29 protein-coding genes and 1 tRNA gene are annotated in these 26,989 nt (G+C 67.3%); 16 read left to right on the top strand and 14 right to left on the bottom strand.

Translation table 11 applies throughout. From position 1 onward, the window contains the following. Positions 1-99 precede the first annotated feature (99 nt). Genes ftsK through PcP3B5_RS18455 form a run of 6 tightly spaced genes read left to right on the top strand, consistent with a single transcriptional unit; the run spans position 100 to position 7,595 of the window. Complete coding sequence (gene ftsK, locus PcP3B5_RS18480) at positions 100-2,538, top strand: DNA translocase FtsK (RefSeq protein ID WP_009623226.1); 2,439 nt, start codon at positions 100-102, stop codon at positions 2,536-2,538. 12 nt (positions 2,539-2,550) lie between these two features. Next, positions 2,551-3,174 (top strand): outer membrane lipoprotein periplasmic chaperone LolA, encoded by a 624-nt coding sequence (gene lolA / locus PcP3B5_RS18475; protein ID WP_009623215.1) that lies wholly within the window; start codon positions 2,551-2,553, stop codon positions 3,172-3,174. A 38-nt stretch (positions 3,175-3,212) separates the two neighbouring features. Further along, positions 3,213-4,538 carry a replication-associated recombination protein A gene (locus tag PcP3B5_RS18470; RefSeq protein WP_009623214.1) on the top strand — a complete coding sequence of 442 codons (1,326 nt, stop codon included), beginning with the start codon at positions 3,213-3,215 and terminating at the stop codon, positions 4,536-4,538. Positions 4,539-4,580: 42 nt separating this feature from the next. Then, positions 4,581-5,861: a serine--tRNA ligase gene (serS, locus tag PcP3B5_RS18465; protein ID WP_061562085.1), complete on the top strand. Its 1,281-nt coding sequence runs from the start codon at positions 4,581-4,583 to the stop codon at positions 5,859-5,861. A 1-nt stretch (position 5,862) separates the two neighbouring features. Next, positions 5,863-7,248: a siroheme synthase CysG gene (gene cysG, locus PcP3B5_RS18460; RefSeq protein ID WP_061562084.1), complete on the top strand. Its 1,386-nt coding sequence runs from the start codon at positions 5,863-5,865 to the stop codon at positions 7,246-7,248. A 17-nt stretch (positions 7,249-7,265) separates the two neighbouring features. Further along, a complete protein-coding gene (locus PcP3B5_RS18455) occupies positions 7,266-7,595 on the top strand; it encodes a lysozyme inhibitor LprI family protein (RefSeq protein ID WP_043318304.1) in 330 nt (109 codons plus the stop codon). Between the two features lie 324 nt (positions 7,596-7,919). Here the strand turns inward: PcP3B5_RS18455 and PcP3B5_RS18450 are convergent, their stop codons facing one another. The 7 genes from PcP3B5_RS18450 to PcP3B5_RS18420 form a co-directional block, all read right to left on the bottom strand. Beyond that, complete coding sequence (locus tag PcP3B5_RS18450; RefSeq protein ID WP_061562083.1) at positions 7,920-8,921, bottom strand: glutathione S-transferase family protein; 1,002 nt, start codon at positions 8,919-8,921, stop codon at positions 7,920-7,922. Positions 8,922-9,004: 83 nt separating this feature from the next. Continuing rightward, on the bottom strand, positions 9,005-10,006 hold the full coding sequence (locus PcP3B5_RS18445; protein ID WP_061562082.1) for a glycosyl transferase family protein: 1,002 nt from the start codon (positions 10,004-10,006) through the stop codon (positions 9,005-9,007). Continuing rightward, positions 10,003-10,338 carry a TusE/DsrC/DsvC family sulfur relay protein gene (locus PcP3B5_RS18440; protein WP_043272060.1) on the bottom strand — a complete coding sequence of 112 codons (336 nt, stop codon included), beginning with the start codon at positions 10,336-10,338 and terminating at the stop codon, positions 10,003-10,005. Before PcP3B5_RS18440 ends, PcP3B5_RS18445 begins: the two co-directional genes overlap by 4 nt. Next, positions 10,335-10,634, bottom strand: coding sequence for a sulfurtransferase complex subunit TusB (tusB, locus tag PcP3B5_RS18435; protein WP_061562081.1), 300 nt, complete (start codon positions 10,632-10,634; stop codon positions 10,335-10,337). The genes PcP3B5_RS18440 and tusB overlap by 4 nt, the downstream gene beginning before the upstream one ends. Next, the gene (tusC, locus tag PcP3B5_RS18430) at positions 10,634-10,993 is read right to left on the bottom strand and encodes a sulfurtransferase complex subunit TusC (RefSeq protein ID WP_061562080.1); all 360 of its coding nucleotides are present in this window, start codon (positions 10,991-10,993) and stop codon (positions 10,634-10,636) included. The genes tusB and tusC overlap by 1 nt, the downstream gene beginning before the upstream one ends. Continuing rightward, complete coding sequence (gene tusD / locus PcP3B5_RS18425; RefSeq protein ID WP_061562079.1) at positions 10,993-11,385, bottom strand: sulfurtransferase complex subunit TusD; 393 nt, start codon at positions 11,383-11,385, stop codon at positions 10,993-10,995. The genes tusC and tusD overlap by 1 nt, the downstream gene beginning before the upstream one ends. A gap of 115 nt (positions 11,386-11,500) precedes the next feature. After that, the gene (locus PcP3B5_RS18420; RefSeq protein WP_061562078.1) at positions 11,501-12,166 is read right to left on the bottom strand and encodes a Bax inhibitor-1/YccA family protein; all 666 of its coding nucleotides are present in this window, start codon (positions 12,164-12,166) and stop codon (positions 11,501-11,503) included. A 129-nt stretch (positions 12,167-12,295) separates the two neighbouring features. On the opposite strand from PcP3B5_RS18420, the gene PcP3B5_RS18415 reads away from it, so the two are divergent. After that, positions 12,296-12,383: transfer RNA gene (locus PcP3B5_RS18415), tRNA-Ser, on the top strand. A 120-nt stretch (positions 12,384-12,503) separates the two neighbouring features. Here PcP3B5_RS18415 and PcP3B5_RS18410 read toward each other — a convergent pair. Next, positions 12,504-12,740 (bottom strand): site-specific integrase, encoded by a 237-nt coding sequence (locus tag PcP3B5_RS18410; RefSeq protein ID WP_058071766.1) that lies wholly within the window; start codon positions 12,738-12,740, stop codon positions 12,504-12,506. 179 nt (positions 12,741-12,919) lie between these two features. After that, complete coding sequence (gene feaR / locus PcP3B5_RS18405) at positions 12,920-13,858, bottom strand: transcriptional regulator FeaR (RefSeq protein WP_058071767.1); 939 nt, start codon at positions 13,856-13,858, stop codon at positions 12,920-12,922. A 217-nt stretch (positions 13,859-14,075) separates the two neighbouring features. On the opposite strand from feaR, the gene PcP3B5_RS18400 reads away from it, so the two are divergent. The 9 genes from PcP3B5_RS18400 (at position 14,076) to PcP3B5_RS18365 (ending at position 22,374) form a co-directional block, all read left to right on the top strand. Beyond that, on the top strand, positions 14,076-15,494 hold the full coding sequence (locus tag PcP3B5_RS18400) for an APC family permease (protein ID WP_082656987.1): 1,419 nt from the start codon (positions 14,076-14,078) through the stop codon (positions 15,492-15,494). Between the two features lie 33 nt (positions 15,495-15,527). Next, positions 15,528-16,829: an NAD(P)/FAD-dependent oxidoreductase gene (locus tag PcP3B5_RS18395; protein ID WP_058071768.1), complete on the top strand. Its 1,302-nt coding sequence runs from the start codon at positions 15,528-15,530 to the stop codon at positions 16,827-16,829. A gap of 74 nt (positions 16,830-16,903) precedes the next feature. After that, complete coding sequence (locus PcP3B5_RS18390) at positions 16,904-17,293, top strand: DUF4440 domain-containing protein (RefSeq protein WP_058071769.1); 390 nt, start codon at positions 16,904-16,906, stop codon at positions 17,291-17,293. A 50-nt stretch (positions 17,294-17,343) separates the two neighbouring features. Beyond that, the gene (locus tag PcP3B5_RS18385; RefSeq protein ID WP_061562076.1) at positions 17,344-18,660 is read left to right on the top strand and encodes a hypothetical protein; all 1,317 of its coding nucleotides are present in this window, start codon (positions 17,344-17,346) and stop codon (positions 18,658-18,660) included. Between the two features lie 144 nt (positions 18,661-18,804). Then, positions 18,805-18,972 carry an OprD family porin gene (locus PcP3B5_RS31520; protein ID WP_143096590.1) on the top strand — a complete coding sequence of 56 codons (168 nt, stop codon included), beginning with the start codon at positions 18,805-18,807 and terminating at the stop codon, positions 18,970-18,972. Positions 18,973-19,206: 234 nt separating this feature from the next. Beyond that, positions 19,207-19,737: an iron transporter gene (locus PcP3B5_RS18380; protein ID WP_009623170.1), complete on the top strand. Its 531-nt coding sequence runs from the start codon at positions 19,207-19,209 to the stop codon at positions 19,735-19,737. A 60-nt stretch (positions 19,738-19,797) separates the two neighbouring features. After that, positions 19,798-20,124 (top strand): cupredoxin domain-containing protein, encoded by a 327-nt coding sequence (locus PcP3B5_RS18375; RefSeq protein ID WP_061562075.1) that lies wholly within the window; start codon positions 19,798-19,800, stop codon positions 20,122-20,124. Between the two features lie 13 nt (positions 20,125-20,137). After that, positions 20,138-20,989: an FTR1 family iron permease gene (locus PcP3B5_RS18370; RefSeq protein WP_061562074.1), complete on the top strand. Its 852-nt coding sequence runs from the start codon at positions 20,138-20,140 to the stop codon at positions 20,987-20,989. Further along, complete coding sequence (locus PcP3B5_RS18365) at positions 20,986-22,374, top strand: 4Fe-4S binding protein (RefSeq protein WP_061562073.1); 1,389 nt, start codon at positions 20,986-20,988, stop codon at positions 22,372-22,374. Before PcP3B5_RS18370 ends, PcP3B5_RS18365 begins: the two co-directional genes overlap by 4 nt. A gap of 118 nt (positions 22,375-22,492) precedes the next feature. Here PcP3B5_RS18365 and PcP3B5_RS18360 read toward each other — a convergent pair whose 3' ends face one another. From PcP3B5_RS18360 to PcP3B5_RS18340, 5 genes are all read right to left on the bottom strand, one after another. Further along, positions 22,493-23,317, bottom strand: a complete 825-nt coding sequence (locus tag PcP3B5_RS18360) for a SphA family protein (RefSeq protein WP_052267888.1) — start codon at positions 23,315-23,317, stop codon at positions 22,493-22,495. 69 nt (positions 23,318-23,386) lie between these two features. Then, positions 23,387-23,581 carry a 2-hydroxymuconate tautomerase gene (locus tag PcP3B5_RS18355; RefSeq protein ID WP_009623158.1) on the bottom strand — a complete coding sequence of 65 codons (195 nt, stop codon included), beginning with the start codon at positions 23,579-23,581 and terminating at the stop codon, positions 23,387-23,389. Between the two features lie 114 nt (positions 23,582-23,695). Beyond that, positions 23,696-24,940, bottom strand: coding sequence for an MFS transporter (locus PcP3B5_RS18350; RefSeq protein ID WP_061563293.1), 1,245 nt, complete (start codon positions 24,938-24,940; stop codon positions 23,696-23,698). Positions 24,941-25,032: 92 nt separating this feature from the next. After that, positions 25,033-25,872, bottom strand: a complete 840-nt coding sequence (locus PcP3B5_RS18345; RefSeq protein ID WP_061562072.1) for an intradiol ring-cleavage dioxygenase — start codon at positions 25,870-25,872, stop codon at positions 25,033-25,035. Between the two features lie 44 nt (positions 25,873-25,916). Continuing rightward, positions 25,917-26,972, bottom strand: a complete 1,056-nt coding sequence (locus PcP3B5_RS18340; protein ID WP_061562071.1) for a maleylacetate reductase — start codon at positions 26,970-26,972, stop codon at positions 25,917-25,919. Between the last annotated feature and the right edge of the window lie 17 nt (positions 26,973-26,989).

Here is a 26,989-nt window from a genome sequence, read left to right as displayed (position 1 = left end):
AAAGGCGGCAAAAGGCGCCGCGGCGGGCCCTGTGGCATCGAGCGGCCAAAGCCGTACAATAGGCCCGTTTTGTCGCCAGATGACTCTCGGACGCGCCCAGTGCGCAGGAATAGACGCGTTTTGAAGGACTCGACCACCGCTAGCCACGCCGCAGCCTGGCGTCAGCAATTGCACATTCGCCTGAAGGAAGGGGCCCTGATCGCGCTCGGCGCGCTCTGCCTTTACCTGTGGATGGCGCTGCTCACCTACGATTCGTCCGATCCGGGCTGGAGCCATTCCAGCCACGTCGAGCAGGTGCAGAATGCCGCTGGTCGCCTGGGGGCCCTGAGCGCCGACATCCTCTTCGTCGCGCTGGGGTACTTCGCCTACCTGTTCCCGCTGCTGCTGGGGGTCAAGACCTGGCAGATCTTCCGCAAGCGCCACATGGCCTGGGAGTTCAGCGGCTGGCTGTTCTCCTGGCGGCTGATCGGCCTGGTGTTCCTGATCCTCTCCGGCTCGGCGCTGGCCTACATCCATTTCCACATCGGCGGCGGCCACCTGCCGGCCTCCGCCGGCGGCGCCGTGGGCGAAAGCCTCGGCCAACTGGCCCTCAACGCCCTCAACGTGCAGGGCAGCACCCTGCTGTTCATCGCCCTGTTCCTGTTCGGCCTGACGGTGTTCGCCGACCTGTCCTGGTTCCAGGTGATGGACGTCACCGGGAAGATCACCCTCGACCTCTTCGAGCTGATCCAGAACGCCTTCAACCGCTGGTTGAGCGCGCGCAGCGAGCGCAAGCAACTGGTCGCGCAACTACGCGAGGTGGACGAGCGCGTCGCCGAGGTGGCCGCGCCCGTGGTGCCGGACCGCCGCGAGCAGGCCAAGGTCAAGGAGCGCCTGATCGAGCGCGAGGAGGCCCTGGTCAAGAGCGTGCAGGAGCGCGAGAAGCGCACGGCGCCGAAGATCGACGCGCCGCCGCCGCCCAAGCCGGTCGAGCCCAGCAAGCGCGTGCTCAAGGAAAAACAGGCGCCGCTGTTCGTCGACACCGCCGTCGAGGGCACCCTGCCGCCGCTGTCGATCCTCGACCCGGCCGGCGAGAAGAAGCGCAGCTACTCCCCGGAATCCCTGGAGGCCATGTCGCGCCTGCTGGAGATCAAGCTCAAGGAATTCGGCGTCGAGGTGGTGGTCGAGTCGGTCCATCCGGGCCCGGTGATCACCCGCTTCGAGATCCAGCCGGCGGCCGGCGTCAAGGTCAGCCGCATCTCCAACCTGGCCAAGGACCTGGCGCGCTCGCTGGCGGTGATCAGCGTGCGGGTGGTCGAGGTGATCCCCGGCAAGACCACCGTGGGCATCGAGATCCCCAACGAAGACCGGCAGATGGTGCGCTTCTCCGAAGTGCTGATGTCGCCGGAATACGACGAGCACAAGTCCACCGTGCCGCTGGCCCTGGGCCACGACATCGGCGGCAACCCGGTCATCACCGACCTGGCGCGCATGCCGCACCTGCTGGTGGCCGGTACCACCGGCTCGGGTAAGTCGGTGGGGGTGAACGCCATGCTCCTGTCGATCCTGTTCAAGTCCACGCCCCAGGACGCGCGGCTGATCATGATCGACCCGAAGATGCTCGAACTGTCGATCTACGAAGGCATCCCGCACCTGCTCTGCCCGGTGGTCACCGACATGAAGGAGGCGGCCAACGCCCTGCGCTGGAGCGTCGCCGAGATGGAGCGGCGCTACAAGCTGATGGCCGCCATGGGCGTGCGCAACCTGGCCGGCTTCAACCGCAAGGTGAAGGATGCCGAGGAAGCCGGCACGCCGCTGACCGACCCGCTGTACCGCCGCGAGAGCATGGAAGACGAGGCGCCGCTGCTGCAGACGCTGCCGACCATCGTCGTGGTGGTCGACGAATTCGCCGACATGATGATGATCGTCGGCAAGAAGGTCGAGGAACTGATCGCCCGGATCGCGCAGAAGGCGCGGGCCGCGGGCATCCACCTGATCCTCGCCACCCAGCGCCCGTCGGTGGACGTGATCACCGGCCTGATCAAGGCCAACATCCCCACGCGTATCGCCTTCCAGGTGTCGAGCAAGATCGACTCGCGGACCATCCTCGACCAGGGCGGCGCCGAACAGCTGCTCGGCCACGGCGACATGCTCTACCTGCCGCCGGGCACCGGCCTGCCGATCCGCGTGCATGGCGCTTTCGTCTCCGACGAGGAAGTGCACCGCGTGGTCGAGGCCTGGAAGCTGCGCGGCGCGCCCGACTACATCGAGGACATCCTCGCCGGCGCCGATGAAGGCGGTGGCGGCGGCTTCGACGGTGGCGGCGGCGGTGGTGGCGAAGGCGGCGAGGGCAGCGAGGACGACCCGCTGTACGACGAGGCCGTGCGCTTCGTCACCGAGAGCCGCCGCGCCTCCATCTCCGCGGTGCAGCGCAAGCTGAAGATCGGCTACAACCGCGCCGCGCGCATGATCGAGGCGATGGAAATGGCCGGTGTGGTCACCCCGATGAATACCAACGGCTCGCGCGAAGTGGTCGCGCCGGCTCCCATCCGCGACTGATCGAGGATTTCCATGCGACTGATCCGCATGCTCGTGCTTGCTGCGCTGGCCGTCGCCGGCGTCCAGGCCCACGCCGACGACGCCGCCACCCAGCGCCTGAGCGCCATGCTGAGCAAGGCCCAGACCCTGAGCGCGCGCTTCTCCCAGCTGACCCTGGACGGCAGCGGCACCCGCCTGCAGGAAACCGCCGGCAACCTGGCGCTCAAGCGCCCGGGCCTGTTCCGCTGGCACACCGACGCGCCCCAGGAGCAACTGTTGATCTCCAACGGCGAGAAGATCTGGCTGTACGACCCGGACCTGCAGCAGGTGACCATCCAGAAGCTCGACCAGCGCCTGACCCAGACCCCGGCGCTGCTGCTTTCCGGCGACATCTCGAAGATCCACGAGAGCTTCGACATCACCAGCAAGGACGGCGGCAACGTGGTCGACTTCATCCTCAAGCCGAAGGACAAGGACACCCTGTTCGACAACCTGCGGATTTCCTTCCGCAACGGGGTGGTCAACGACATGCAGCTGATCGACAGCGTCGGCCAGCGCACCAACATCCTGTTCTTCGACGTGAAGATGAACCAGCCGGTGGATGCCAAGCAGTTCGTGTTCGAAGCGCCCAAGGGCGTCGACGTCATCCAGGAGTGAAGGGCCGCCGCCTGGCGCGGCGCCCATGAGGTAGCAGCGTGGACCTGTTCCGTTCCGAACCCGTAGCCCAGCCCCTGGCCGCGCGCCTGCGCGCCACCAGCCTGGACGAATACGTCGGCCAGGAGCACCTGCTCGCCCGCGGCAAGCCGCTGCGCGAGGCCCTGGAGCAGGGCGCGCTGCACTCGATGATCTTCTGGGGCCCGCCGGGCGTGGGCAAGACCACCCTGGCCAAGCTGCTGGCGCAGGTCTCCGACGCCCACTTCGAGACCATCTCCGCGGTGCTCTCGGGGGTGAAGGAAATCCGCCAGTCGGTGGAGATGGCCAAGCAGCAGGCCGCGCAGTACGGCCGCCGCACCATCCTCTTCGTCGACGAGGTGCACCGCTTCAACAAGAGCCAGCAGGACGCCTTCCTGCCCTACGTCGAAGACGGCACCCTGATCTTCATCGGTGCTACCACCGAGAACCCCTCGTTCGAGCTGAACAACGCGCTGCTCTCGCGGGCCCGCGTCTACGTGCTGAAAAGCCTGGACGAAGCCGCCCTGCGCAAGCTGGTGCAGCGCGCCCTGAGCGAGGACAAGGGCCTGGGCAAGCGCCACCTGAGCCTGCCGGAGGAGAGCTTCGCCATTCTCATGGCCGCCGCCGACGGCGACGGCCGGCGCCTGCTCAACCTGCTGGAGAATGCTTCCGACCTGGCCGAGGACGGCGGCGAGATCAGCGCCGAACTGCTGCAGAACCTGCTGGGCGACAGCCGCCGGCGCTTCGACAAGGGCGGCGAGGCCTTCTACGACCAGATCAGCGCGCTGCACAAGTCGGTGCGCGGCTCCAGCCCCGATGGCGCGCTCTACTGGTACGCACGCATGCTCGACGGCGGCTGCGACCCGCTCTACATCGCCCGCCGCGTGGTGCGCATGGCCAGCGAGGACATCGGCAACGCCGACCCCCGCGCGCTGACCCTGTGCCTGCACGCCTGGGACGTGCAGGAGCGCCTGGGCAGCCCCGAAGGCGAGCTGGCCATCGCCCAGGCCATCGTCTACCTGGCCTGCGCGCCGAAGAGCAACGCCGTCTACAACGCCTACAACACGGCGCGCCGCGACGTGGCCGAGAACGGCTCGCTGGAAGTGCCGCTGCACCTGCGCAACGCGCCGACCAAACTGATGAAGAACCTCGGCTACGGCGAGGAGTATCGTTATGCCCATGACGAGCCCGACGCCTATGCCGCCGGGGAAGACTACTTCCCCGAACAGCTCGAACCGCGCCAGTATTACCAGCCCGTGCCCCGCGGCCTGGAACTGAAGATCGGCGAGAAGCTCAAGCACCTGGCGGCCCTGGACCGGGCCAGCCCGAGAAAACGCAGAAAATCCTGAGCGGCGCCCGCACGCCGCCGACACTAGACACGAGAACAGACCATGCTCGATTCCAAACTGGTACGCACCCAGCCGCAGGAAGTGGCCGACCGCCTCGCCGCCCGCGGCTTCACCCTGGACGTGGCGCGCATCGAAGCGCTGGAGAACCAGCGCAAGGCCGTGCAGACCCGCACCGAAACCCTGCAGGCCGAGCGCAACGCGCGCTCCAAGGCGATCGGCCAGGCCATGAAGCGTGGCGAGGACGTCGAGCCGCTCAAGGCCGAGGTCAACCGCATGGCCGACGAGCTGGAGGCCGGCAAGCGCGAGCTGGATGGCATTCAGGCCGAGCTGGACGCCCTGCTGCTGACCATCCCCAACCTGCCCCATGAGTCGGTGCCGGTCGGCGCGGACGAAGAAGACAACCTGGAAGTGCGCCGCTGGGGCACCCCGCGCAGCTTCGACTTCCCCATCCAGGACCACGTCGCCCTCGGCGAGCAGCACGGCTGGCTGGACTTCGAGACCGCCGCGCGGCTGTCCGGCGCCCGCTTCGCCCTGATGCGCGGCCCGATCGCCCGACTGCACCGCGCCCTGGCGCAGTTCATGATCGACCTGCACACCCGCGAGCACGGCTACGAGGAAGCCTACACCCCGTACCTGGTGCAGGCGCCGGCGCTGCAGGGCACCGGCCAGCTGCCGAAGTTCGAGGAAGACCTGTTCAAGATCGGCCGCGACGGCGAAGCCGACCTGTACCTGATCCCCACCGCCGAAGTCTCGCTGACCAACATCGTCGCCGGGCAGATCCTCGACGCCAAGGAGCTGCCGCTGAAGTTCGTCGCCCATACCCCGTGCTTCCGCAGCGAAGCCGGCGCCTCGGGCCGCGACACCCGCGGGATGATCCGCCAGCACCAGTTCGACAAGGTCGAGATGGTGCAGATCGTCGAGCCGACGAAGTCCTGGGAAGCCCTGGAAAGCCTGGTCGGCAATGCCGAGAGGGTGCTGCAGGCCCTGGAGCTGCCGTACCGCGTGCTGGCCCTGTGCACCGGCGACATGGGCTTCAGCGCGGCCAAGACCTACGACCTGGAAGTCTGGGTGCCGAGCCAGGACAAGTACCGCGAGATTTCCTCCTGCTCCAACTGCGGCGACTTCCAGGCCCGCCGCATGCAGGCGCGCTTCCGCAACCCGGAAACCGGCAAGCCGGAACTGCTGCACACCCTCAACGGCTCCGGCCTGGCGGTGGGCCGCACCCTGGTCGCCGTGCTGGAGAACTACCAGCAGGCCGACGGCAGCATCCGCGTGCCCGAGGTGCTCAAGCCCTACATGGGCGGCATCGAGGTGATCGGCTGAGATGGATGCGCTGCCGCTGTTCCACGTCCTGCGCGGGCGTCGCGCACTCCTGGTCGGCGGCGGTGAAGTCGCCCTGCGCAAGGCGCGCCTGCTCGACAGTGCCGGCGCCGTGTTGCGCGTGGTCGCGCCGCAGGTCCACAGCGAGTTGCGCGAGCTGGTGGAGCAGGGCGGTGGCGAACTGCTGGAACGCCGCTACGCCGAGGCCGATCTCGGCGACTGCGTGCTGGCCATCGCCGCCACCGACGACGAGCCGCTGAACGCCCAGGTGTCCCGCGATGCCCACGCTCGCGGTGTGCCGGTCAACGTGGTGGACGCGCCGGCGCTGTGCAGCGTGATCTTCCCCGCCATCGTCGACCGTTCGCCGCTGCTGCTGGCGGTCTCCAGCGGCGGCGACGCGCCGGTGCTGGCACGCCTGCTGCGGGCCAGGCTGGAAACCTGGATTCCCGCCACCTACGGCCAACTGGCCGGGCTGGCCAGCCGCTTCCGCGAAGCGGTCAAGCAGCGCCTACCGGACCTGCAGCAGCGCCGCCAGTTCTGGGAGGAGGTCTTCCAGGGCCCGGTGGCCGAACGCATGCTCGCCGGGCAGCCGGCGGAAGCCGAGCGCCTGTTGGCCGACAAGCTGGAACACGGCCAGGCCGAGGCCCGCGGCGAGGTCTACCTGGTCGGCGCCGGCCCGGGCGACCCGGACCTGCTGACCTTCCGCGCCCTGCGCCTGATGCAGCAGGCCGACGTGGTGCTCTACGACCGTCTTGTGGCTCCGGCCATCCTCGAACTGTGCCGCCGCGACGCCGACCGCCTGTACGTCGGCAAGCGCCGCGCCGAGCACGCCGTGCCCCAGGACGAGATCAACCGCAAGTTGGTCGAGCTGGCCAAGCAGGGCAAGCGCGTGCTGCGCCTGAAGGGCGGCGATCCGTTCATCTTCGGCCGTGGCGGCGAGGAAATCGACGAACTGGCGGCCAACGGCATTCCCTTCCAGGTGGTGCCGGGCATCACCGCGGCCAGCGGCTGCGCGGCCTACGCCGGCATTCCGCTGACCCACCGCGACTACGCGCAGTCGGTGCGTTTCGTCACCGGCCACCTGAAGGACGGCAGCACCGACCTGCCGTGGAACGACCTGGTGGCGCCGGGCCAGACCCTGGTGTTCTACATGGGTCTGGTGGGCCTGCCGGTGATCTGCGAGGAACTGGTGCGCCACGGCCGCGCCGCCGATACGCCCGCCGCGCTGATCCAGCAGGGCACCACCGAACACCAGCGCGTGTTCACCGGCACCCTGGCCAACCTGCCGAAACTGGTCGCCGAGCATGAAGTGCACGCGCCGACGCTGGTGATCGTCGGCGAGGTGGTCACCCTGCGCGACAAGCTCGCCTGGTTCGAAGGTCAGCAATGAAGGCTTGGCATGCGGCGATGGCCTGGGGCGCGGCCTGCGCCCTGGCTGCCGCCGCCTTGCCGGCCGGCGCCGCCAGCTTCGACTGCAAGAAGGCCCGCCACGCCGACGAAAAGGCCATCTGCGCCGACCGCCAGCTGTCCGAGCTGGACGTGCAGATGGCCACCACCTACCGCCTGCTCAGCGGCCTGTTCGCCATGGGCATGCGCGGCAACATGGGCGATGCCCAACTCGCCTGGCTGGACCAGCGCCGCGCCTGCGGCCGCGACAAGGCCTGCCTGAAGCAGCGCTACCAGGAACGCCTGGACGCCCTGCAGAAGATCTACGACGGCATCGACAAGCCGCTCTGAGCCTCGCTCTATTCACCTGCGAATCGCGGGCAGGGCCCGCTCCTACGGGGGCGAATGCGCTGCCGTCCTTGGCTTCGATGCTCGGGCCAACGGCGTATAACCGCGAACGGTTATACGCCCTACGTTTCCGTGCTCGCGGGAAGGGCGGGGATAGAGAGGGCTTTCAGGATTACTCCGAACTCACTGTCCACTCAGGACAGCCCCCTCTCCCTTCAGGGAGAGGGTTGGGGAGAGGGTGCTCTAAACCCAGCACCTACTCCCCCGGCAAACCCCTTCGCGAGCAAGGACTAGGCGTCCCCCTCGCTCCTACGAATAGCCCGGGTCTCAGCCCTTGCGCGCAATCCCCTTGCCCGGCAGATGCTCGCGCCCGTGCGGCCCGCTGAAATTCTGCTGCGGCCCCAGCGGCACTATGCCGGTCGGGTTGATGGTGCGGTGGCTGCCGTAATAGTGATTCTTGATGTGCTGGAAGTTCACCGTGCCGGCCACCCCCGGCAACTGGTACAGCTCGCGCAGCCAGCCGGACAGGTTCGGGTAGTCGGCCAGGCGCCGCAGGTTGCACTTGAAATGCCCGTGGTACACGGCATCGAAGCGGATCAGCGTGGTGAACAGGCGGATATCGGCTTCGCTCAGGTATTCGCCGGTCAGGTAGCGCCGTTCGCCCAGGCGCTTCTCCAGGCAGTCCAGTTCCTCGAACAGAGTGACGAAGGCCTCTTCGTAGGCTTCCTGGCTGGTGGCGAAGCCGGCGCGGTATACGCCGTTGTTCACCGCCGGGTAGATGCGCTCGTTCAGCGCGTCGATCTCGCCCTGCAACGGGGTGGGGTAGAGGTCCAGGTCGTTGCCGGTCAGGCCGTCGAAGGCCGAGTTGAACATGCGGATGATTTCCGCCGACTCGTTGCTGACGATGCGCTTGCGCTGCTTGTCCCACAGCACCGGCACGGTGACGCGGCCGGTATAGTGCGGATCGTCGCGGGTGTAGCGCTGGTGCAGGAACTCCAGGCCGTCCAGGGCATCGCCGGTGGAGCCCAGGCTGCGGTCGAAGGTCCAGCCGTTCTCCTGCATCAGCCAACTGACCACCGAAACGTCGATCAGCCCGGCCAGGCCCTTGAGCTGGCGGTAGATCAGCGTGCGGTGTGCCCAGGGGCAGGCGAGGGAGACGTACAGGTGGTAGCGCCCGGCCTCGGCGCGGAAGCCGCCTTCGCCGCTCGGGCCGGGCTGGCCGTCGGCGGTGACCCAGTTGCGGCGTTGCGCGTTCTCGCGCTGGAAGCGGCCATCCTTGCTGGTGTCGTACCACTGGTCTTGCCAGCGGCCATCGATGAGCTGTCCCATGACTGGCTCCTCAGGAAAGGGTATGGGGATCAGTCTACGCCCATGCCATCGATGGATCGCCGCAAAAACAGGGTAGAAGCTATCTAGCCGATCGATCTGTCCCGGGCGGCCCAGCGTTGCCGGGCCTCGGCGAAGGCCGCCTCGCGGTTGCGGCCCAGCCCGCGCAGGCCCAGGGCGATGGTGGCGACCACCGCCAGTTCGCCGTAGGCGTCCTCCCGTTCGCCGCGCCAGAACTCGACCAGCACCTGCGGCTCCAGGCGCTCCGGCTTGACGTGGCGCAGCGCCGAGAGGGCCGGCCATTCCTCGTCCCAGCTCTGGCCCGCTTCGGTGCCGTAGAGATGCGCCGGGCTGTCCGGGTTGATCTCGATCTCGCCGCCTTCGCCCTTGATCACGATGGCGCGGTCGCCGAGCAGGCGGCTGCCTTCGCGGTGGGTTTCCTGGTAGCCGGGGTGGAAGATGCTCTGCAGGATGCAGTGCGCGCCCAGCGGGTTGAGCAGGCGCACCAGGGAATGAATGGGCGAGCGCAGGCCGAGGGTGTTGCGCAGGTCGATCATCCGCTGCAGCGCCGGCATCCAGTCCACCAGCGGGGCGAAGGCCAGGCCGCCCCGGTCGAGCGCTTCGCCCACGGCGTTCCAGTCGCGGCACAGCGGGATGTCCAGCGTCTGCAGCAACTGCTCGGTGTACAGGCGCCCGGCGGTGTGCGCGCCGCCGCCGTGCAGGAGGGTGCGCGTGCCGCTGCCGGCCAGGCACTTGGCGGCGAGCAGGTACCAGGGCAGGTGGCGCTTCTTGCCGGCATAGCTGGGCCAGTCGAGGTCGACGGCAATCCGCGGCGCGTCCAGGCGTGCGCGCACGGCCTCGGTGAAGCCGGCCAGCTCATCGGCGCTTTCCTCCTTGTGCCGCAGCAGCATCAGGAAGGCGCCCAGCTGCGCTTCCTCGACCTGGCCGTCGAGGATCATGCCCAGGGCCTCGCGGGCTTCCTTGCGGGTCAGGCTGCGCGCGCCGCGCTTGCCCTTGCCGAGGATGCGCACGAACTGCGCGAAAGGGTGTTCGGCGGGTGTCTGCAGGACGAGAGGCGTGGCGGTCATAGGCAATTGGTCGGCTTCGGCAGGCCGGCGAGCTTGGCGGCAAGCTTGGCCGGGGTGCCCTTGAACAGGAGGTTGAGGTGCAGGCTGCTGCCCTTTTCCGCTCCCAGGCGCTGGGCCACGTACTTGATCAGCGGGCGGTTGGCCGGCGACAGCTGGAACTGCGCATAGAACTCGCGCAGCAGGTGGAGGATTTCCCAGTGCTCCGGCGTGAGGTGCAGGCCTTCCTGGCGGGCCAGGGCTTCGGCGGCGGCTACCGACCAGTCGTCCAGGTATTGCAGGTAGCCGTCCTTGTCCAGGGCGATGGCGCGCCCTTCCACCATGAGGGTAGTCATAGCCAGGCGTTGACCTTGTCGTAGCGGGTACAGAGTTCGACGAAGGCGGGGTAGTCCACGGCCTTCAGGTTGGCCGGCAGGTGCTCCTGCAGGCCGCGCGCCTGTAGGTCCTCGGCGAGGGCGAAGCAAGCGTTGGGCAGGTGCTCCAGGCGTTGGCGCGGGGCGCTGCTGGCGGCGAGGGCGTAGACGGCATCGCCGCTGAGCAGCAGGCCGTCGTCGTGGGACAGCAGCTGCAGGCAACTGTCGAAGCGGCCGTCGCCGAACGGGGAATGGGAAAGCAGATGCAGCGTGCTCATCAGAGGGTGATCACCTGGTCGTATTGCTGGGTCAGCTGGCGCAATGCGAGGTCGTCCAGCACCTCCACCGGCAGGCTCAGACTGGCATCGGCCAGGCCGCGCTCGGCGAGGCTGCGCCTGGCGGCGTAGAGCCTTTCGACGCCGAACAGCGGCAGGGCCTGTAGGTTGGCCTGCAGATCCTTCTGTTCGAGGCTGGCGGGGGCCTGGCCGGGCGCCAACTGGAACACCCCGTCGTCGAGGAAAAGGAAGGCGATGGGCAGGTCGAAGGCGCCGCCGGCCAGGGCGATGTCCAGCGCCTCGCGGGCGCCGGGGCCGCTCCACGGGGCCTGGCGGCTGACGATCAGCAGGGACTTGGCCATCAGTCGCCTCCGAAGCAGACCAGGCGGTCCGCCATCTGCGTCGCTTCATGCAGCTGGCCGAGGCCGGACAGCTCCCAGGGCGCCTGCAGGTTGGCCGCCGGGCGTTGGTAGCGGGCGGCTTCCTCGGCGTTGAGCACCCCGCGGCGCAGGGCGGCGGCGATGCACACCACGGCATCGAGGCGGTGCTCGCCGACGAAGCGCGTCCAGGCCGCCGCCACGTCCAGTTCGTCCTGGCCGCTCACCGGGTTGCTCGAAGCGCTGTGCACGCCGTCCTGATAGAAAAACAGGCGGACGATCTCGTGGCCGCCGGCGAGCACCGCCTCGGCGAAGCGCAGGGCGCGTCGGGCGGCGGGCGAGTGGGGCGGGGCGAAGAGGGCAATGGCGAATTTCATGGCATGGGCCGGTCGGCGGATTACAGCGCGATGATAAGGCCAGCGCGGGGATTTTGCTGCGCCGGAAAAGGAAAAAGCCCGCCAAGGCGGGCTTTTCCGGTGTTGCCGGGAAGCGTCAGTCGTCGCTGCCCATGATGCCGAAGATCTGCAACAGGCTGAGGAACATGTTGTAGATCGACACGTACAGGCTGATGGTGGCCATGATGTAGTTGCGCTCGCCACCGTGGATGATGGCGCTGGTCTGGAACAGGATGGCCGCCGAGGAGAACAGCACGAAGCCGGCGCTGATTGCCAGTTGCAGGCCGCTGATCTGGAAGAACAGCGAGACCAGCATGGCGCCCAGCAGGACGAAGAAGCCGGCGGTGATGAAGCCGGACAGGAAGCTCATGTCCTTGCGGGTGGTCAGCACGTAGGCGGACAGGCCGAAGAACACCAGGGCGGTCATGAAGAACGCCGAGGAAATGATGCTGGCGCCGTTGGCCATGCCCAGGTACAGGTTCAGGATCGGGCCGAGGGTGTAGCCCATGAAGCCGGTGAGGGCGAAGGTGGTGAGCAGGCCCCAGCCGCTGTCGCGCAGCTTGAGGGTGGCGAAGAACAGGCCGTAGAAGCCGACCAGGGTCAGCAGCAGGCCCGGGTGGGGCAGGTGCAGTTGTTGCGAGACGTAGGCGACCAGGCCGCTGAAGGCCAGGGTCATGGCCAGCAGGCCGTAGGTGTTGCGCAGGACTCCGCTGACTTCCCGTTGTTCCGCCGCGGCGGGGTTGAGATATTGCCGTTCTTGCATGGCTAGACACTCCTGTAAGCGGAATGGGATTCCGTGACCATAGTTGCAGTGATGATATCAAAGCCGCCTGTCAGACGTAGGATCAGAGTTTGACAGTGTGTTGCGATCCGGTACTATGCGCCCCCGAAAGGAAGTGTGGCCGAGTGGTTTAAGGCAGCGGTCTTGAAAACCGCCGGGTGTAACAGCCCCCAGAGTTCGAATCTCTGCGCTTCCGCCATCTCCAAGGCCCTGATTTTTCAGGGCCTTTTTCATTTTCGGCGACCAACATTAAGGCTCGATGATGGGCTGAAAATGGCAAGAGTCCCAAAATAAATCTCCATGCGTCCCAGAACTCTGGCTATTTCGCTGGCTTCGCGACGAAGCCGCGGTGGATGTAGAACTTCTCGGTGATCTCCTCCTCCGTATGCCCCAGGAGCCGGCTGGCATCTTTCAAGTCGTTGATCTCGGTGGTCGCCTTTGGCCGGATGTCCTTGAACTGAAAGTTGCGGATGATGGTGCCGAACTTCGGATCGCCGGCCTCGATAGCGGCCTGCTGAGCCGCTTCCCGGGCGGCCTCCCTGCGGTCACGCAGCATCGACGGCCCTGCGCGCCTGCTTCTGGCGCTGATGATCAGGTACGGGCTGCTGATTCGTATCAAGCCAGTAGGCGCCAGGTGCTTCCATCTGGGAGCGGTTCGATAGTTTGGGTGATGGTCGAGCTCCCGCCTTTTGGCGCCCCGGCTGTACGACCGTAAATCCAGCGGGGCCGGGGCGTTCATTTGCTCGTTCGGTACCCGCGGGGAGAAACACCGAAGTGGTTCTTGAACGAACGGGAAAAGTGGCTGAAGTCCTTGAAGCCCCGGGCAAAGGCGATGCTGCTGATTTTCTGCTCGCTCTCGCGTATGGCCGTTGCGCACGATTGCAGGCGGCGATCCAGGATGTAGCGTCCGACCGTCGTTTCCATCTGGGCGAAAAGCCGATGCAGGTTGCGCAGCGACGTCCCTATCGAGCCGGCGATCTGCTCGGGGCACAAGGCCTCGTCGGCAAGGTGCCTCTCGATGAAGGTCTTGGCCTTGAGCAGCAACGGGCCGTCGGCCTGTGCGCCTAGTCCGCCATGGTCGAGGGCCGGGCGAAGTAGCGCGAGTATCGCCTCCCGCATGGCCGTCGCTTCATCGATGCGGAGCAGGGGGGTGGAGAAGAGCTGACCTACGAGCATGCCGCCCATCGCCCCCAGGGGGGAGGCGGAGCCGATGCGTCGGTTGAGCAGTATCTGCCCCTCCCTGAAGCGCTGAAGCACCTGGTTGCGCGGGAGGATCACCGAGAACTGGTCGCTCAGCCCCTCGAAGTAGAAATCGCAGGGTTGCGTGATATCGAGCAGCACCAGGTCTCCGCTGCCCAGCCGGGTCTGCGAGTCGGACTGGCACATGAGCGCTTCGCCTCCTACCTGCATGACCAGGTAGAAGAAGTCCTTGTCATCCTGGCGAATGTCCCGCCGGGAGCGGTGGACATGCCGGCAGTTGCTGGTGATGCGCGCACCCTGGAGCGAGCTGAGGTCCGGCGTGACGGCGGTTACCGCGCCCCGGAAGGAGGCGATGCCAGCATCGGCTGGAGGCTCGACGTGGAAGGTGCCGCAGTTGGAGGAGAGGTCGCCATGCCAGGCTTCGAACCCTTGGCGGCCCTGGAACACGCTGGCGTGGTCGAGAGGATGATTCATCGCTTCACCTCCGCTACCGGATTGCACCGGACTTCTTGTTATGCCCGCCCTGCCGGAGCGGCCGGAGGCTGGGCTAATTTACTAACATGTTAATGGTTGTTTCAAGGCAATTACGGCTTGGCACGCCAGGCCATGCGGTGTGCGCTCTGAGCAATGTCGCCGCTCTGCGCGGGCGCGTTAAATAGAGGCTCCTTTACAACCTGCGCGGAGCCCTTCCGTGAACGACAACAACAATAATCAGCACTTGCAGAAAACCCTCCGCTGGACGGATGCCTTCGCGCTGTCGATGGCGGTGTCCGGCTCCATATTCGCCTCCTTCGGGTTCGCCCTGGGCGTCCTCGGGCCCGTCGGCGCGCTACTGCTGTGGGTCGGCTCCGCGGCCATCGGGGCGTGCCAGAACTGGATCTTCCTCGAGGTCTGCGCGATGTTCCCGGACAAGCCGGGCGGCATCGCCATGATCGCCACCGAAGGCTGGCGCCGCCGCTGCGTCCTGGTTGGGCCCCTGGCGTCTTTCGGCTACTGGCTCGGCTGGTCGGCCGTTCTGTCCATCGTCAGCGTCAGCGCCGGCGCCCTGATCCAGGCCCAGTGGTTCGCCGGGCAGGACTGGACGCTGGCGCTGGGGCCGCTGAACATAGGTTTCGCACAGTGCGTCGGCGCCGGCCTGCTGCTGCTCTTCTGGCAATTCAACCGCCTTGGCGTGCATATGGCCGCCGCCGTCTCCAAGTACATGGGCGCGCTGCTGCTGGTGCCGATTCTGGTTCTCGCCGTGTCCCCGTTGTTCGGCGACGGATGGAGCCTCGAGCGCTTCCGGGAGGAGCTGGCGCAACCTGTCGTGTGGAGCTGGGGGACCTTGCGCACCGCTCTGGTCTGGCTGTTCCTGGTCAGTTGGAGCGCCTATGGCACCGAGATGTGCGCGGCCTTCGGTCCGGAATACCGTAGCCAGCGGGACATGCGCCTGGCGCTGCTGACCTCCGGCGGCTATACGGTGGCTGTCTTCGCCGCCGTGGCTTTCGGGCTGGGAGGGATGGTTGGCCGCGAGGAGGCCATGGCCAACCCGAGCGGCTTCTACATCCAGGCGTTCAATGCGGTGCTTGGCAGCGGCTTCAGCGGCTTCTTCGTGGCCACTTTGCTGGTGGGGCTCTTCATGGGGCTCAACGCGGCCCTGGCGGACGGTTCCCGCGCTCTGTACGGCATGGCGCTCGAAGGGCTCACCATCCGCCAACTGGGCGTCCTCAACAAGCACCAGGTGCCGGGGCGCTGCATGACCGTCGCGGTCGTGCTCAACCTGGGCATGATCTTCCTGCTGTCTTCGCCCCTGGCGATGCTGGTCACCGCGAATATCGGCTACCTCGTGGCCATCTTCTTCGCCCTGTCCGGGTTCATCCTCCTGCGCAAGGACGCCTCCGCCGTGCCACGGCCCGTGCGCCTGGGCCGTGGCTGGATGCCCGTGGCCTGGCTACTGAGCATCTTCACCGGCCTGGTCGTGGTGGTCGGCGCTGCTTCGGCGGAACTGGCGGGCTACGGCGGCCTGCGCGAGGTGGTCACCGGCATCGGCATCCTGCTGTTGTCGCTGGTGCTCTTCGCCCTGCGCAGATGGCAGGACCGGCTGCCTTCCCGAACGGCGCTGCCCCGTTGACCCGAACCGAAACCACAAGAACAAGGTGATCCCATGCTGTCTGTCGAAACACCCACTACCTACTACACCGCTACCCGCAAGTACGACCTCAGGTTTGCCGATCTGGAACAGGACCTGGAGGCCGAGGTGGTGGTCATCGGCGGTGGTTTTTCCGGCGTCAACACCGCCCTGGAGCTGGCCGAACGAGGGGTGACGGACATCGTCCTGCTGGAGGCGCGCTACCTGGGCTTCGGCGGTTCGGGGCGCAACGGCGGACACGTGATGGCCGGCATAGGCCATGACCTGGAGAAGATTCGCCGCAGCGTCGGCGAATCAGGGCTGCAGGCTATCTTCGAGATCAGCGACCTGGGTTCGTCCATCATCAAGTCGCGGATCGAGAAGTACGGTATCGATGCCGACTTTCGCCATGGCTATGGATACCTGGGCTTCAACGCACGCCAGGGAAAGCTGCTGCAGGCCTGGGAAAAGGAGTTCCGCCAGCTCAACCCCGACCAGGAGATCGCCTACCTGGAAGGCAGCGCGGTCAAGGACATCGTCGGTTCCGACATCTACAGCTGCGCCCTCAAGCACATGGGCAATGGCCACATCCATTCGCTGAACATGCTGCTGGGCTCGGCAAAGGCATTGATGGGCCTGGGCGGGCGCATCTTCGAGAACTCGCCGGTGCTGGAGGTGACCTACGGCGAAACGATCCACGTGCGCACGGCGAAAGGCTCGGTACGGGCGAAGAAGATCCTCTGGTCCTGCGGTGCATTCCTCGACCGCCTGGAGCCCGAACTGCACCGGACCATGATCAGCACCTACGCCTTCCAACTGGTGACCGAGCCGCTGCCGGACTCGCTCATCGAGCAGATCAGCCCTATCCGTGGCGCATTCAGCGACATCCGGCCGGTCATCGAGTACTACCGCGTGACCAACGAGAACCGGCTGCTCTTCGGTTCGGCCACCCGCGCGCTGGAATACATCCCCAACGACCTGAAGGCCTGGAACCGCAACCTGATGCTGAAGGTTTTCCCCTACCTCGGACATGTGAAGATCGACCTGGCCTGGGGCGGCCCGATGGAATGCACGGCGAACCTGTTCCCGCAGATCGGGACCTTGCCCGGCCGCCCCAATGCCTTCTTCGTGCAGGGGTACTCCGGTTTCGGGGTGACGCCCAGCCACGTGGTGAGCCGGGTCGTCGCCGAGGGCATGACTGAGGGTTCCCGCCACTGGGACGTCATGAGTTCCATCCCGCGCACGCGCATCTACGCCAAGGACAGCCTGCGCAACCTGATCTGCACCCTGGGCAAGGTCTGCCACCAGCTCGCGGGATACGGCAACGGCCGGCGCTGACACGCCGGCCCGATCCAACCGGCCTCGACGAGGCCTCATTTCTCTCCAATCAATTCGACCAAGAGGATTCGAAGATGGCTTCTGCTGCCCTGAAATCAGCCCTGCGAGAGCGCCTGGACGTACTGCAGTCGTTGTGGATGCGTCGAGATGCCGAGGGCATCGTCAATGAACTCTATACCCAGACCACCGAGATCGCCGGCCCGGGCAGCGAGCCTCTGCTCCAGGGCTCCGACGTGCTGGTCGGACTCGTCAGGACCCTCGTCGACGACTCCCGTGGCGCGGCCATCCGCCTCGATCGTATCCATTCGCTTGGTGGCGCCGCGGCCTACACCTGGGTGACCTGGAGCGTCCTGCCCCGGGATGGCGAGGCCTTCTCGATGAAGAGCCTCTTCGTTTGGGTGCTCACTGACAGCGGTTGGCGCATAGCGGCGGATATGTACGCCGAAGGTGAAATTCCCGCCTGACTTCCTGCGGCCTCGCAGCGAGGCCGCTTCCTTGCCCGAAGAGACCTCCGATGCGAAAACAAAAACTCAAGGCATCCCTTCCGCTGCTGTTGTCGTTGTCGGGCTGGGCGGATGCCGCAGTGCTCTATCAGGATGCCGAGACAGAACTCGATGCGAAGCTGCAAGGCGCCGTTGGCGCTTTTCACAGCCGTGAGAGCTATGCCCAGGCCGGTACCAGGGACGCAGGAAGCAGCCGTTGGCAAGAGGCGACGTTGCAATACGGAATCGACTTCAGGCAACGCAGACCTGCGACGGGCGAGCTATACGGAGCGCTCGACTGGGTCAGCAGCGCCACCTTCGGGGACGGCGATGCGGCAGGCTGGACCATGGGGGATGAGCGGACCACCAAGATCGAGAATGCCTACCTGGGCTGGCGCTCCATGGACGCCCTGTCCCAGCTTGGCGAGAACGCCCTCGACGTCTCCGCGGGAAGGCAAACGGTGGTCGTGGGGGACGGCTTCCTCATCGCCGGCGACGCCTTGAACCTTGGGCGCGGCCTGCTGGATGGCAGGGTGAACCGAGGGGGCGCCTACTACCTCACGGGCCGCAGGGCGTTCGACAAGACGGCCATTCTTCGCTGGGGCGGTGAGCGTGGGCTGCGGGGCGACCTGATGTGGCTGGAGTCGGACAACCCGGCCCAGGCCAAACCCGAACTCGGGGTTGCCACGCTCGAGCATGTCGTCGACGAAGGGACGCTGGGGCTGACCCTCATCAAGGTCCTGGATACCGACCGCGAGCTTGGCGAGCTCCTTTACCCGGAACGAAGGGGGATGAAGGTGGGCAGCCTGCGAGGGCAGGGCAACATGGGGGTTCCCAACCTGTTCCTCGCCGCGGAACGTGCCTGGGAAGACAAGCGTGGCGGGAACGAAAGCGCCTGGTACCTGGAGGTGGGCTGGACATTCGCCGAGTTGCCGGGAAAACCCAGCATCAATTATCGCTACAGCCGTTTCTCGGAAGGCTACGACCCGCTTTTCTACGGCAACGGGCGGGCGTTGGGCACCTGGTTCCAGGGCGAGGTTGCCTCGAACTATGCAGGTCCTTTCAATACCAACACGGCCGTTCACCATGTGGGCTTGAAGGCCTCCGTCATGGACGGCCTGAACCTTGGGGTGCTCGTCTACTCTTTCGATACCCTCGATCGATCGCTGGGGAATCGGGATGGACGGGAGATCGATATCTACGCCGAATGGAATATCGATCCGCATTGGACGCTGTTGCCTCTGCTGGGCTTTTACAAGCCCCAGCGAAGTGTGTCAGGAGGCGGCACGCAACTGGGCGATGACAGAACCAACCTGTATGCCCAGTTATTGGCAGTCTGGTCCTACTAGAGTGACCTCGGCCGCGGATTGGCTGCCGTCAGGTCGAAAGGCGTGTCGGTGGCCCAGTGGCCTTGCTTCCTTGCTCCGCGACACCGACCTCGCGGTCCTGGCGGGCGGGTCGCAGGCTGTCGCCGCCCTGGCCGATGCCAGCCCGTGGCTGGCCTACCTTACGCCTCGCTCTCGGCTTCATCCCTGAATTCGCGGAGAACCGCCATCGCCCCGCTGGTTGACCTGAGCGTGACGATCAACGGCGACAAGGGCCATCGCCGTGACCTGGACGAGACGCGGCTGATCGTCAGCTACACCTTGCCGCTCTGGTAGGGCAGGGCCGGCCGAAAGGGGAGCGCCACCTGGCGCTCCCTCTTCTGCGCCGGGCTGGCCTATCGGCAATCAACGCCGTGAGCGTGGAAGTGAACAGCCCTGGTCTTCCTGTCCTCGCCGCGCAGGTTTGCGGATTTACTTCAGGAATTCTTGATACAAATCATTCTCAATGGCGTCGTTTGGTCCCTAAATGCGAGCTCGCGATTCCTCATCTGTCGAGCCAAGGAGAAGACCATGCGAATCAACCGCGCCGTTCCCGTGATACTGGCGCTCGCCGCCCCGTTCGCGGCGGCCAAGGAGTACCCCATCGGCGCGCCGCAGGCCTGCGGCGGGATGGAGATCGGCGCGGTGTACCTGCAGCCGATCGAGATGGACCCGCCCGGGATGATGCGCGCCGCCGCGCAGTCCGACGTGCACCTTGAGGCCGACATCGCCGCCACCGCCGACAACCCCAACGGCTTCCAGGAGGGCAGCTGGATTCCCTACCTGCGGGTGGCCTACGAACTGCGCAAGGACGGCAGCGACCAGGTCCTCAAGGGCGACTTCCACGGCATGGTGGCCAGCGACGGCCCGCACTACGGCGACAACATCAAGCTGCTCGGCCCGGGCAAGTACCACCTGACCTACACCATCCTGCCGCCGTCGGAGGCCTCCATGTTCGGCCGCCACGTCGACAAGGAAACCGGCGTGGCGCCCTGGTTCGAGACCTGCAAGGTGGAATACGACTTCACCTACGCCGGCATCGGCAAGAAAGGCGGCTATTGATGCGCGGGCCGCACCCGTTGCGGGTGCGGCGTTACCTTCCCCGAGAGTCGCGAGGCCGTCATGTTGCGCTCGTTCTTCTGCCTGCTGGCACTGTCGTTCGCCGCTGCCGCGCAGGCGGCGCCGCTCCCCACCTATGAGCTGACCATCAGCGATGGCCACTTCACCCCCCAGACCCTGGAAGTGCCCGCCGGGCAGCGCTTCAAGGTCGTGGTGCGCAACGCCGGCAGCGGGCCGGCCGAGTTCGAGAGCACGCCGCTGCGGGTGGAGAAGGTGCTCTCGCCGGGCGTCACCTCGTTCGTGGTGATCCACCCCCTGCGTCCCGGCCGCTATCCCTTCTTCGACGAATTCCACATGGACCTGCCGCAAGGCGAGATCGTGGCGCACTGACCGGGAGCCAAGCATGCTGCAATCCTTGTTCATCGTCTGGCGCGAGAGCGTCGAGGCGCTGCTGGTCGTCGGCATCCTGCATGCCTGGCTCTGCCATCGCCCGGAGCCGGCGCGTGGCCTGCGCATGCTCTGGAGCGGGGTAGGGCTGGGCGTCGTGCTGGCCTGCTCGCTGGCCGCGCTCTTCATGCTCGCCGGGGAGTGGCTGGCGGGGCCGTCCGGCGAATGGTTCCAGGCCGCCATGGTGCTCTGCGCCAGCCTGCTGATCCTGCAGATGGTGGTGTGGATGCACCGCCATGGGCGCGGCATGAAGCGCCAGCTGGAGCGGGACGCCGAGCGCAGCATCGCTGAGGACGGCGGCTGGGGCGTGCTGCTGCTGGCGATGCTGGCGGTGGCCCGCGAAGGCAGCGAGACGGTGGTGTTCCTCTACGGCATCGGCGCGCAGCAGGGGGCGGACTGGACCTGGTTCGCCCTGGGCGGCGTGCTCGGCTTCCTGCTGGCGCTGGCCACCTACGCCGCGCTGCAGTGGTCCTCGCGGATACTCACCTGGCGGCGCTTCTTCCGCGTCAGCGAAGTCCTCCTGCTGCTGCTCGGCGGCGCCCTGCTGATGGCGGCGCTGGACCGGGTGGCGGGGCAGGTCATGGCGCTGGACCTGCCCGAATGGTGCTACGGGCTGTTCGGCGATCCGCTCTGGGACACCTCCGCCTGGCTCAGCGACGGCCACGGCCTGGGCGCGGCCCTGGCCGGCTTCGCCGGTTACCGCGCCGCGCCCTCGCTGCTGGCGGTGCTGCTGTTGCCGGCCTACTGGGCGCTGGCGAGCTACCTGTGCCGGCGCGGTGAGCGCCGCGTCGAGACCCAACTGGCATGAACGGCGCGCCTTCCCTCTGGTTGGCCCGGTCGTTGGCCCGGCTGGGGGACGGCATGCGCCGGCATGCCGGGCTGATCCGCGCCCTGCAATGGGCCGTGGTGCTGTTCTACGCGGTGCTGCTGATCGTCCCGGCCTGCCTGGACCTGCCGCCGGCCCAGGCGCGCATGCTGGACAACCTGGCGGTGTTTGCGCAGTTCGTGTTCTGGGGCATCTGGTGGCCCTTCGTGCTGTTGTCGATGCTGCTGTTCGGGCGGCTCTGGTGCGGGCTGTTCTGCCCCGAGGGCGCACTCAGCGAATGGGCGAGCCGGCATGGCCGCGGGCGCGGCGTGCCGCGCTGGATGCGCTGGGGCGGCTGGCCGTTCCTGGCCTTCTGCCTGACCACCCTGTACGGGCAACTGGTCAGCGTCTACGACTACGCGCTGCCGGCGCTGCTGATCCTCGGCGGCTCGACCCTGGCGGCGATGCTGGTGGGCTTCCTCTACGGGCGCGGCAAGCGCGTCTGGTGCCGCTACCTGTGCCCGGTCAGCGGCGTGTTCAACCTGCTCGCGCGGCTGGCGCCGGTGCACTTCCGCGTCGACGAGGCGCGCTGGCTGGCCAATGCCGGGCCGCACCTGCCGACGCCCAACTGCGCCCCGCTGATCGACATCCGCCGCATGAGCGGCTGCGCCGACTGCCATTCCTGCGGCCGCTGCAGCGGCCAGCGCGGCGCCGTGGCCCTGAGCCCGCGCTGGCCGAACGAGGAAATCGTCGTGCACGGCCAGCGCACGGAAAGCCCCTGGCCGGCGCGCCTGCTGCTGTTCGGGGTGATCGGCCTGGCCATGGGCGCCTTCAACTGGACGCTCAGCCCCTGGTTCATCGCGCTCAAGCAGACGAGTGCGGAGTGGCTGGTGGAGCGGGGCATCCTCTGGCCGCTGGAGGCCAACGCGCCCTGGTGGGTGCTGACGCATTACCCGCAGAACAACGACCTCTTCACCTGGCTCGACGGCGGCGTGCTGGTTTTCTACGTGCTGGCCTGGGCGCTGCTCATGGGCACCTGGCTGACGGCGCTGCTGCGCCTGGCTGGCAGGGTGTCGGGGAAAGGGCGGGGGCTGCACGGGCACCTGGCCCAGGCGCTGATTCCCCTGGGCGGCTGCGGGCTGTTCCTGGGGCTTTCGGCCACCACGGTGAAACTGCTGCGCTACGAAGGGCTGGCCCTCGGCTGGGTGCAGCCGGCGCGGGCCCTGCTGCTGGCGGGCGCCTGCGCCTGGACGCTGTGGCTGGGCTGGCGGATCCTCCGCCGCCGCGGCGTCGCGCCCCTGCGCCAGCCAGTCGCGCTGGCCTGCCTGGCGCTGGCCTGCGTGCCGGTGCTGGGCGGCTGGTGGTTGATGTTCTGGGGTTGGAGCTGAAGGGGCGAGGCTGAATCCTGATGTAGCTGGGGCTTCCCCTCTGCCGGGGACATGCACGCTTCGGCGATGGCGATGGAAACCTCCGGAGCGGCAACGCCCGCCGCCCCGGAGGCCCGGTTCAGAACGCCTTGGTCAGCACGGCCCGCAACAGGTAGCCCTTGAAGTCGTCGTTGACCGCGTATTCCTGGTAGGCCGCCAGGTTCAGGCCGACGCCCGCGGCCGGCCAGAAGTAGCCGCCCTCCAGGCCGGCCGCGTGTCTTTGCGCGTCGCCGTCGCCCAGTTGCCACTGGTCGTAGCCGACGAGGCCGAGTTTCAGGCCGTTGTCCAGGCGCTTGGCGAGGCCCCATTCGACCAGGAACGTGTCTTCCACGTCAGAGTCGTCCGCGGCTTCGTAGCGGCTGAGGACGCTCAGGCTGAGGTCCTTGCGCTCGGTCAGGTAGAGGTTGCCGCCCAGGGTGAGCATCAGTTCGGAATAGCCCAGCCCGGGGTCGGCCGGCCGGTCGTCCTGGCCGGTGGGCGACCAGAACCCGGCGCCCGCCACGGCGTCCCAGCGCTGGCCATGCCAGCCGATGACGCTGCCGGCGTAGATGTCGCCCACGCCCCAGGCCGAGTCGTCGACGGCTCCCGACGCCAGGTGCAGGTCGGTGTGGGTCACCGGGACTATGGTCTCGAAGGTCAGGTCGCCGCCCAGGACCTTCTGCCCGGTGACCCAGACCAGGCGGTTGGCCAGGGCGTCGACGCGCACGTCGCTGTCGGGGACGGCGTCGTGCCGGTCGGCCTGGTAGTGCACGGCGTAGCCGCGGTAGTACACGCCGGGAGGCGGCACGACGGCGCCGTCGATGCCTTCGACGCCAGGGCTGTAATGGCCCCCGGCCAGGGCGGAGAGGGGCAGCAGCAGGGCCAGGATTGCGGGAGCGAGGTTCTTGTTCTTGGTAATGCTCATGGTGTCTTCCGGTAGGTCGGCAGGGTGGGTGTGGTCAATGCCGGGTTGCTTCGCGGGGGACTGCCGTTTTCACTGGCTTTCCGACTTCAGCCTGGATTGGCCGCCGACGCCGTAGTGCTGCCTGGCCATGTCGCTGAGGATGATCCGCACCGCGTCCCGCGGGACCGCCAGGGCGCGGTGGCAGGCTTCGGTGACTTCGTGGATCAGTTGCTCCTTCTGCTCGTCCGTGCGGCCTTCGACGAGATGGATGCTGATGATGGGCATGGGGCTTTTTTCCTCTCAGGGGTGGGTTCCGCCCTTTCTGGCGGATGAGCGAAGCCGTGGGCCCTGCCGGTATGCAGGCGGGGCCCCGGTGTGGTTTCGGGCGTCAGGCGGAGGTCAGGTCGCCTCGAGGCCGGCACCGATGCGCAGCGGCGCCGTCTCCTTGAGGCAGAGCGTCACCAGCAGCCCGCAGGCCATGGCGCCGAGCGCCAGCAGGGGCGTGTGCTGGATGCCGTGGTGGTTGGCGACGTAGCCCGCCAGGCCGGGAGCGATGCCGCCGCCGAAGATTTCGCCGATGCCGACGACGAAACCCGAGGCGGTGGACATGAGCGTCGCCGGCACCGATTCGGTGGTGGCCGGCCCCACGGTCAGGCAGATCAGCCCGAAGTCGAAGAAGACCGTGAAGAACAGGGTGAGGAACAGGCGGGAGGTATCCGCGCCGGTGTTGATCAGCAGGTACAGCGAGGCCACCCCGCAGAGCACCGACAGCACCATCACCGGCTTGCGGCCGATGCGGTCGGACAGGCTGGGCAGGACGATGGTGCCGACGGCGCCGCCGAAGCCGATGGCGGAGAGCACGTAGCCCATCTGCGCCAGGCTGAGCCCCAGGTAGTCGAGCAGGTAGTTGGGCAGGAACGCCCCCAGCACCACGAGGACGGTCAGCCAGCACATCATGCCGAGGATGTTCAGCGGCACGTTGCGGCTCTTGAAGGCATCGCGCCAGTGATGGCGGCCGGCGTCGTGGGTGCTGGTGTGTTCCGCGGCCGTGGCCGCGTCGGTGTTGCGCAGCACCTTGTACAGCAGGTAGCCGACGATCAACCCGGGGAGCATCACCATGGCGAACACCCAGTGCCAGTCGAACAGGTGCAGCAGCTGGGTGGCCAGCAGCGGGGCGAGCGCCAGGCCGAAGAGCGGCATCGCGGCCTGCTGGATGCCCAGGTTCAGGCCGTGGCGGCTGGGCCTCGAGGCCTCCAGCGTGGCGACGATGCTGGCCGGCGTGTAGGCGCCCTCGGCCGCGCCTATGACCGCGCGGATCAGCATCAGGCTGACCAGGCCGGTGGCCAGGCCGCTGCAGCCGGCCAGCAGGGAGAAGAGGATGACCGCGGGGATGATCACCGCGCGGTGGCCAAGGCGGTCGGACAGCTTGCCCATGAACAGGGACGAGCAGCCCCAGGTCACGGCCAGGATGCCGGTTATCAGGCCGAGGTCCTGATAGTCCAGGCCCAGGTCCTTCATCATGACCGGGAAGAGCGGCATGATCATGAAACGGTCGATGCTGACCAGGCCGAAGCCGAGCGCCAGCAGCAGGACGGCTTTCCACTCGTACGAGGTATCGGGGCGATTGCCCTGGGTGTCTTTCATGTTTTCGTCCACTGTTGTTCTTGTAATAGGAACGTGCCGGTACCACGGGGTGCACGCCTGGCCGGCACTTTGGGTTGGTACTGCGTCGTCGGTCAGTCGGGGGCCAGTACGAAGTCGAACCTGGCCGTCCAGCGGGTGGCGCCGCCCGGGTTCGCCTCGAATATCTGGATGAGGGATTGCTTAACGCCGAACACCGTGTCGGAGGCCAGGTACGCGTCGCCGGACACGAAGGTGTGCGTCACCAGGCGCTGGTAGCCCTCGGCCCCCACCATGAAATGCATGTGGGCGGGGCGCCAGGGGTGCCGCCCCAGGCGCGCCAGCAACTGGCCGACCGGGCCGTCGTCGGGGATCGGGTAGGGCACCGGCTTGATGCCGCGGAAGCGGTAGCGCCCGTCGGCGCCGGTGACGAAGCGGCCACGGTTGTTCCACTCCGGTTGCAGCCCGGGTTGCTGCACGTCGTAGTAGCCCTCGGCGTTGTCCGACCACACGTCCAGCACGGCGCCGGCGATGGGCTGGCCCTGCAGGTCGAGGACGCGGCCTTCGTACAGGCAGCTTTCACCTTTCTCGTCCAGGGAGATGGTGTCGCCCATGGCGCGGATGGGCGCGTTCTCCACGTGGAAGGGGCCGAACACCGTGTTCTCGGTCGCGCCGGGCGGGCGCCGGTGGTTGATGGCGTCCACCAGCATGGAGACGCCCAGGGTGTCGCTGAGCAGGATGAATTCCTGGCGGTGGTCGGAGCAGAGCTGCCCCGTCCTGGTCAGGAAGTCGATCGCCAGTTCCCATTCGGCCTCGGTCAGCTCCACCTCGCGGACGAAGCTGTGCAAGTGCTCGACCAGCGAAGCCATGACGGTACGCAGGCGCGGGTCGATGGCATCCCCCATGCGTGCGTTGACGGTCTTCGCCGACGCTGCCTCGGTAAAGTATTCGATCATCTGGTTCACCTTGATGCTTTCGTGTGGCCGCCGGGGCGGTGCGTTCATTCCGGCCGCAGGCCAGCCCAGGCCCGTTGCAGGAGCGCGCGGATGGCCTCGCGCTCGACCGGTCGGGGGTTCCAGTACGGGTTGGTCACGGCCAGGTCCGCGGCGCGGTCCAGGTCGCTTTCGCGCAGGCCCAGGTCCTTCAGCGCCAGGGGCGCGCCCAGCTGCCCGGCGAAGTCGTGGAGGCCGCCGCCGAGGTCGCCGCCGAACAGTTCGGCCGCCGGCTGCAGGGCCTCGGCCGCGGCCTGCTGGTTGTAGGCGGCGGTGTGGGGCAGCATGACCGCGTGGGTTTCGGCGTGGGGCAGGTTGAAGCTGCCGCCCAGGGTGTGGCAGAGCTTGTGGTGCAGGGCCATGCCGACGCTGCCCAGCACCGTGCCGCACAGCCAGGCGCCATACAGGGCCGAGCTGCGCGCGGCGATGTCCTCCGGCTGCCGGACCACGCCGGGCAGGGCCTGCTTCAGCGCCCGGATGCCTTCCACCGCCATCAGCGAGGTGATGGGGTTGCGGTTGCGCGCATACAGTCCCTCCACGGCGTGGGCCATGGCGTTGAGGGCGCTGGTGATGCTCATGGACACCGGCAGCCCGAGGGTCAGTTGCGGGTCGTAGATCACCACTTCGGGGAGGATCGACGGCGCGCTCACCGTGGTCTTCACACCGTTTTCCGTCTGCCCGAGGATGGGCGTCACCTCGGAGCCTGCGTAGGTCGTCGGGATCACCACCTGGGGGGCGTCGTTGCGGTAGGCGATGGCCTTGCCCAGGCCGATGGTGGAGCCGCCGCCCAGGGCCACGACGCTGTCCGCGCCCAGCTCGGCATAGCGCGCCAGCGCCGCCTCGGTCACCTCTACGGGGGTGTGCATGGTGGCCTGGGCGAAGACGCCGACGCCCAGCCCGCCAAGGCTGTCGAGCAGCCGCTCGGCGTCCGCCTGTTGCGCGGGCGTCGAGAGCAGCAGGGCGCGCCGGCAACCCAGGGCCTCCAGTTCCGCGGCCGCGCGCAGGGAACTGCCGGCGCCGAAGACCACGCGGGCGGGGTTTTGGGTATAGAGAAATTCGTGCATCAGGATGGACTCCCGGT

This window comes from Pseudomonas citronellolis, assembly GCF_001586155.1.
GTDB lineage: Bacteria > Pseudomonadota > Gammaproteobacteria > Pseudomonadales > Pseudomonadaceae > Pseudomonas > Pseudomonas citronellolis.
This window is presented reverse-complemented; position numbering and strand designations above follow the sequence as displayed.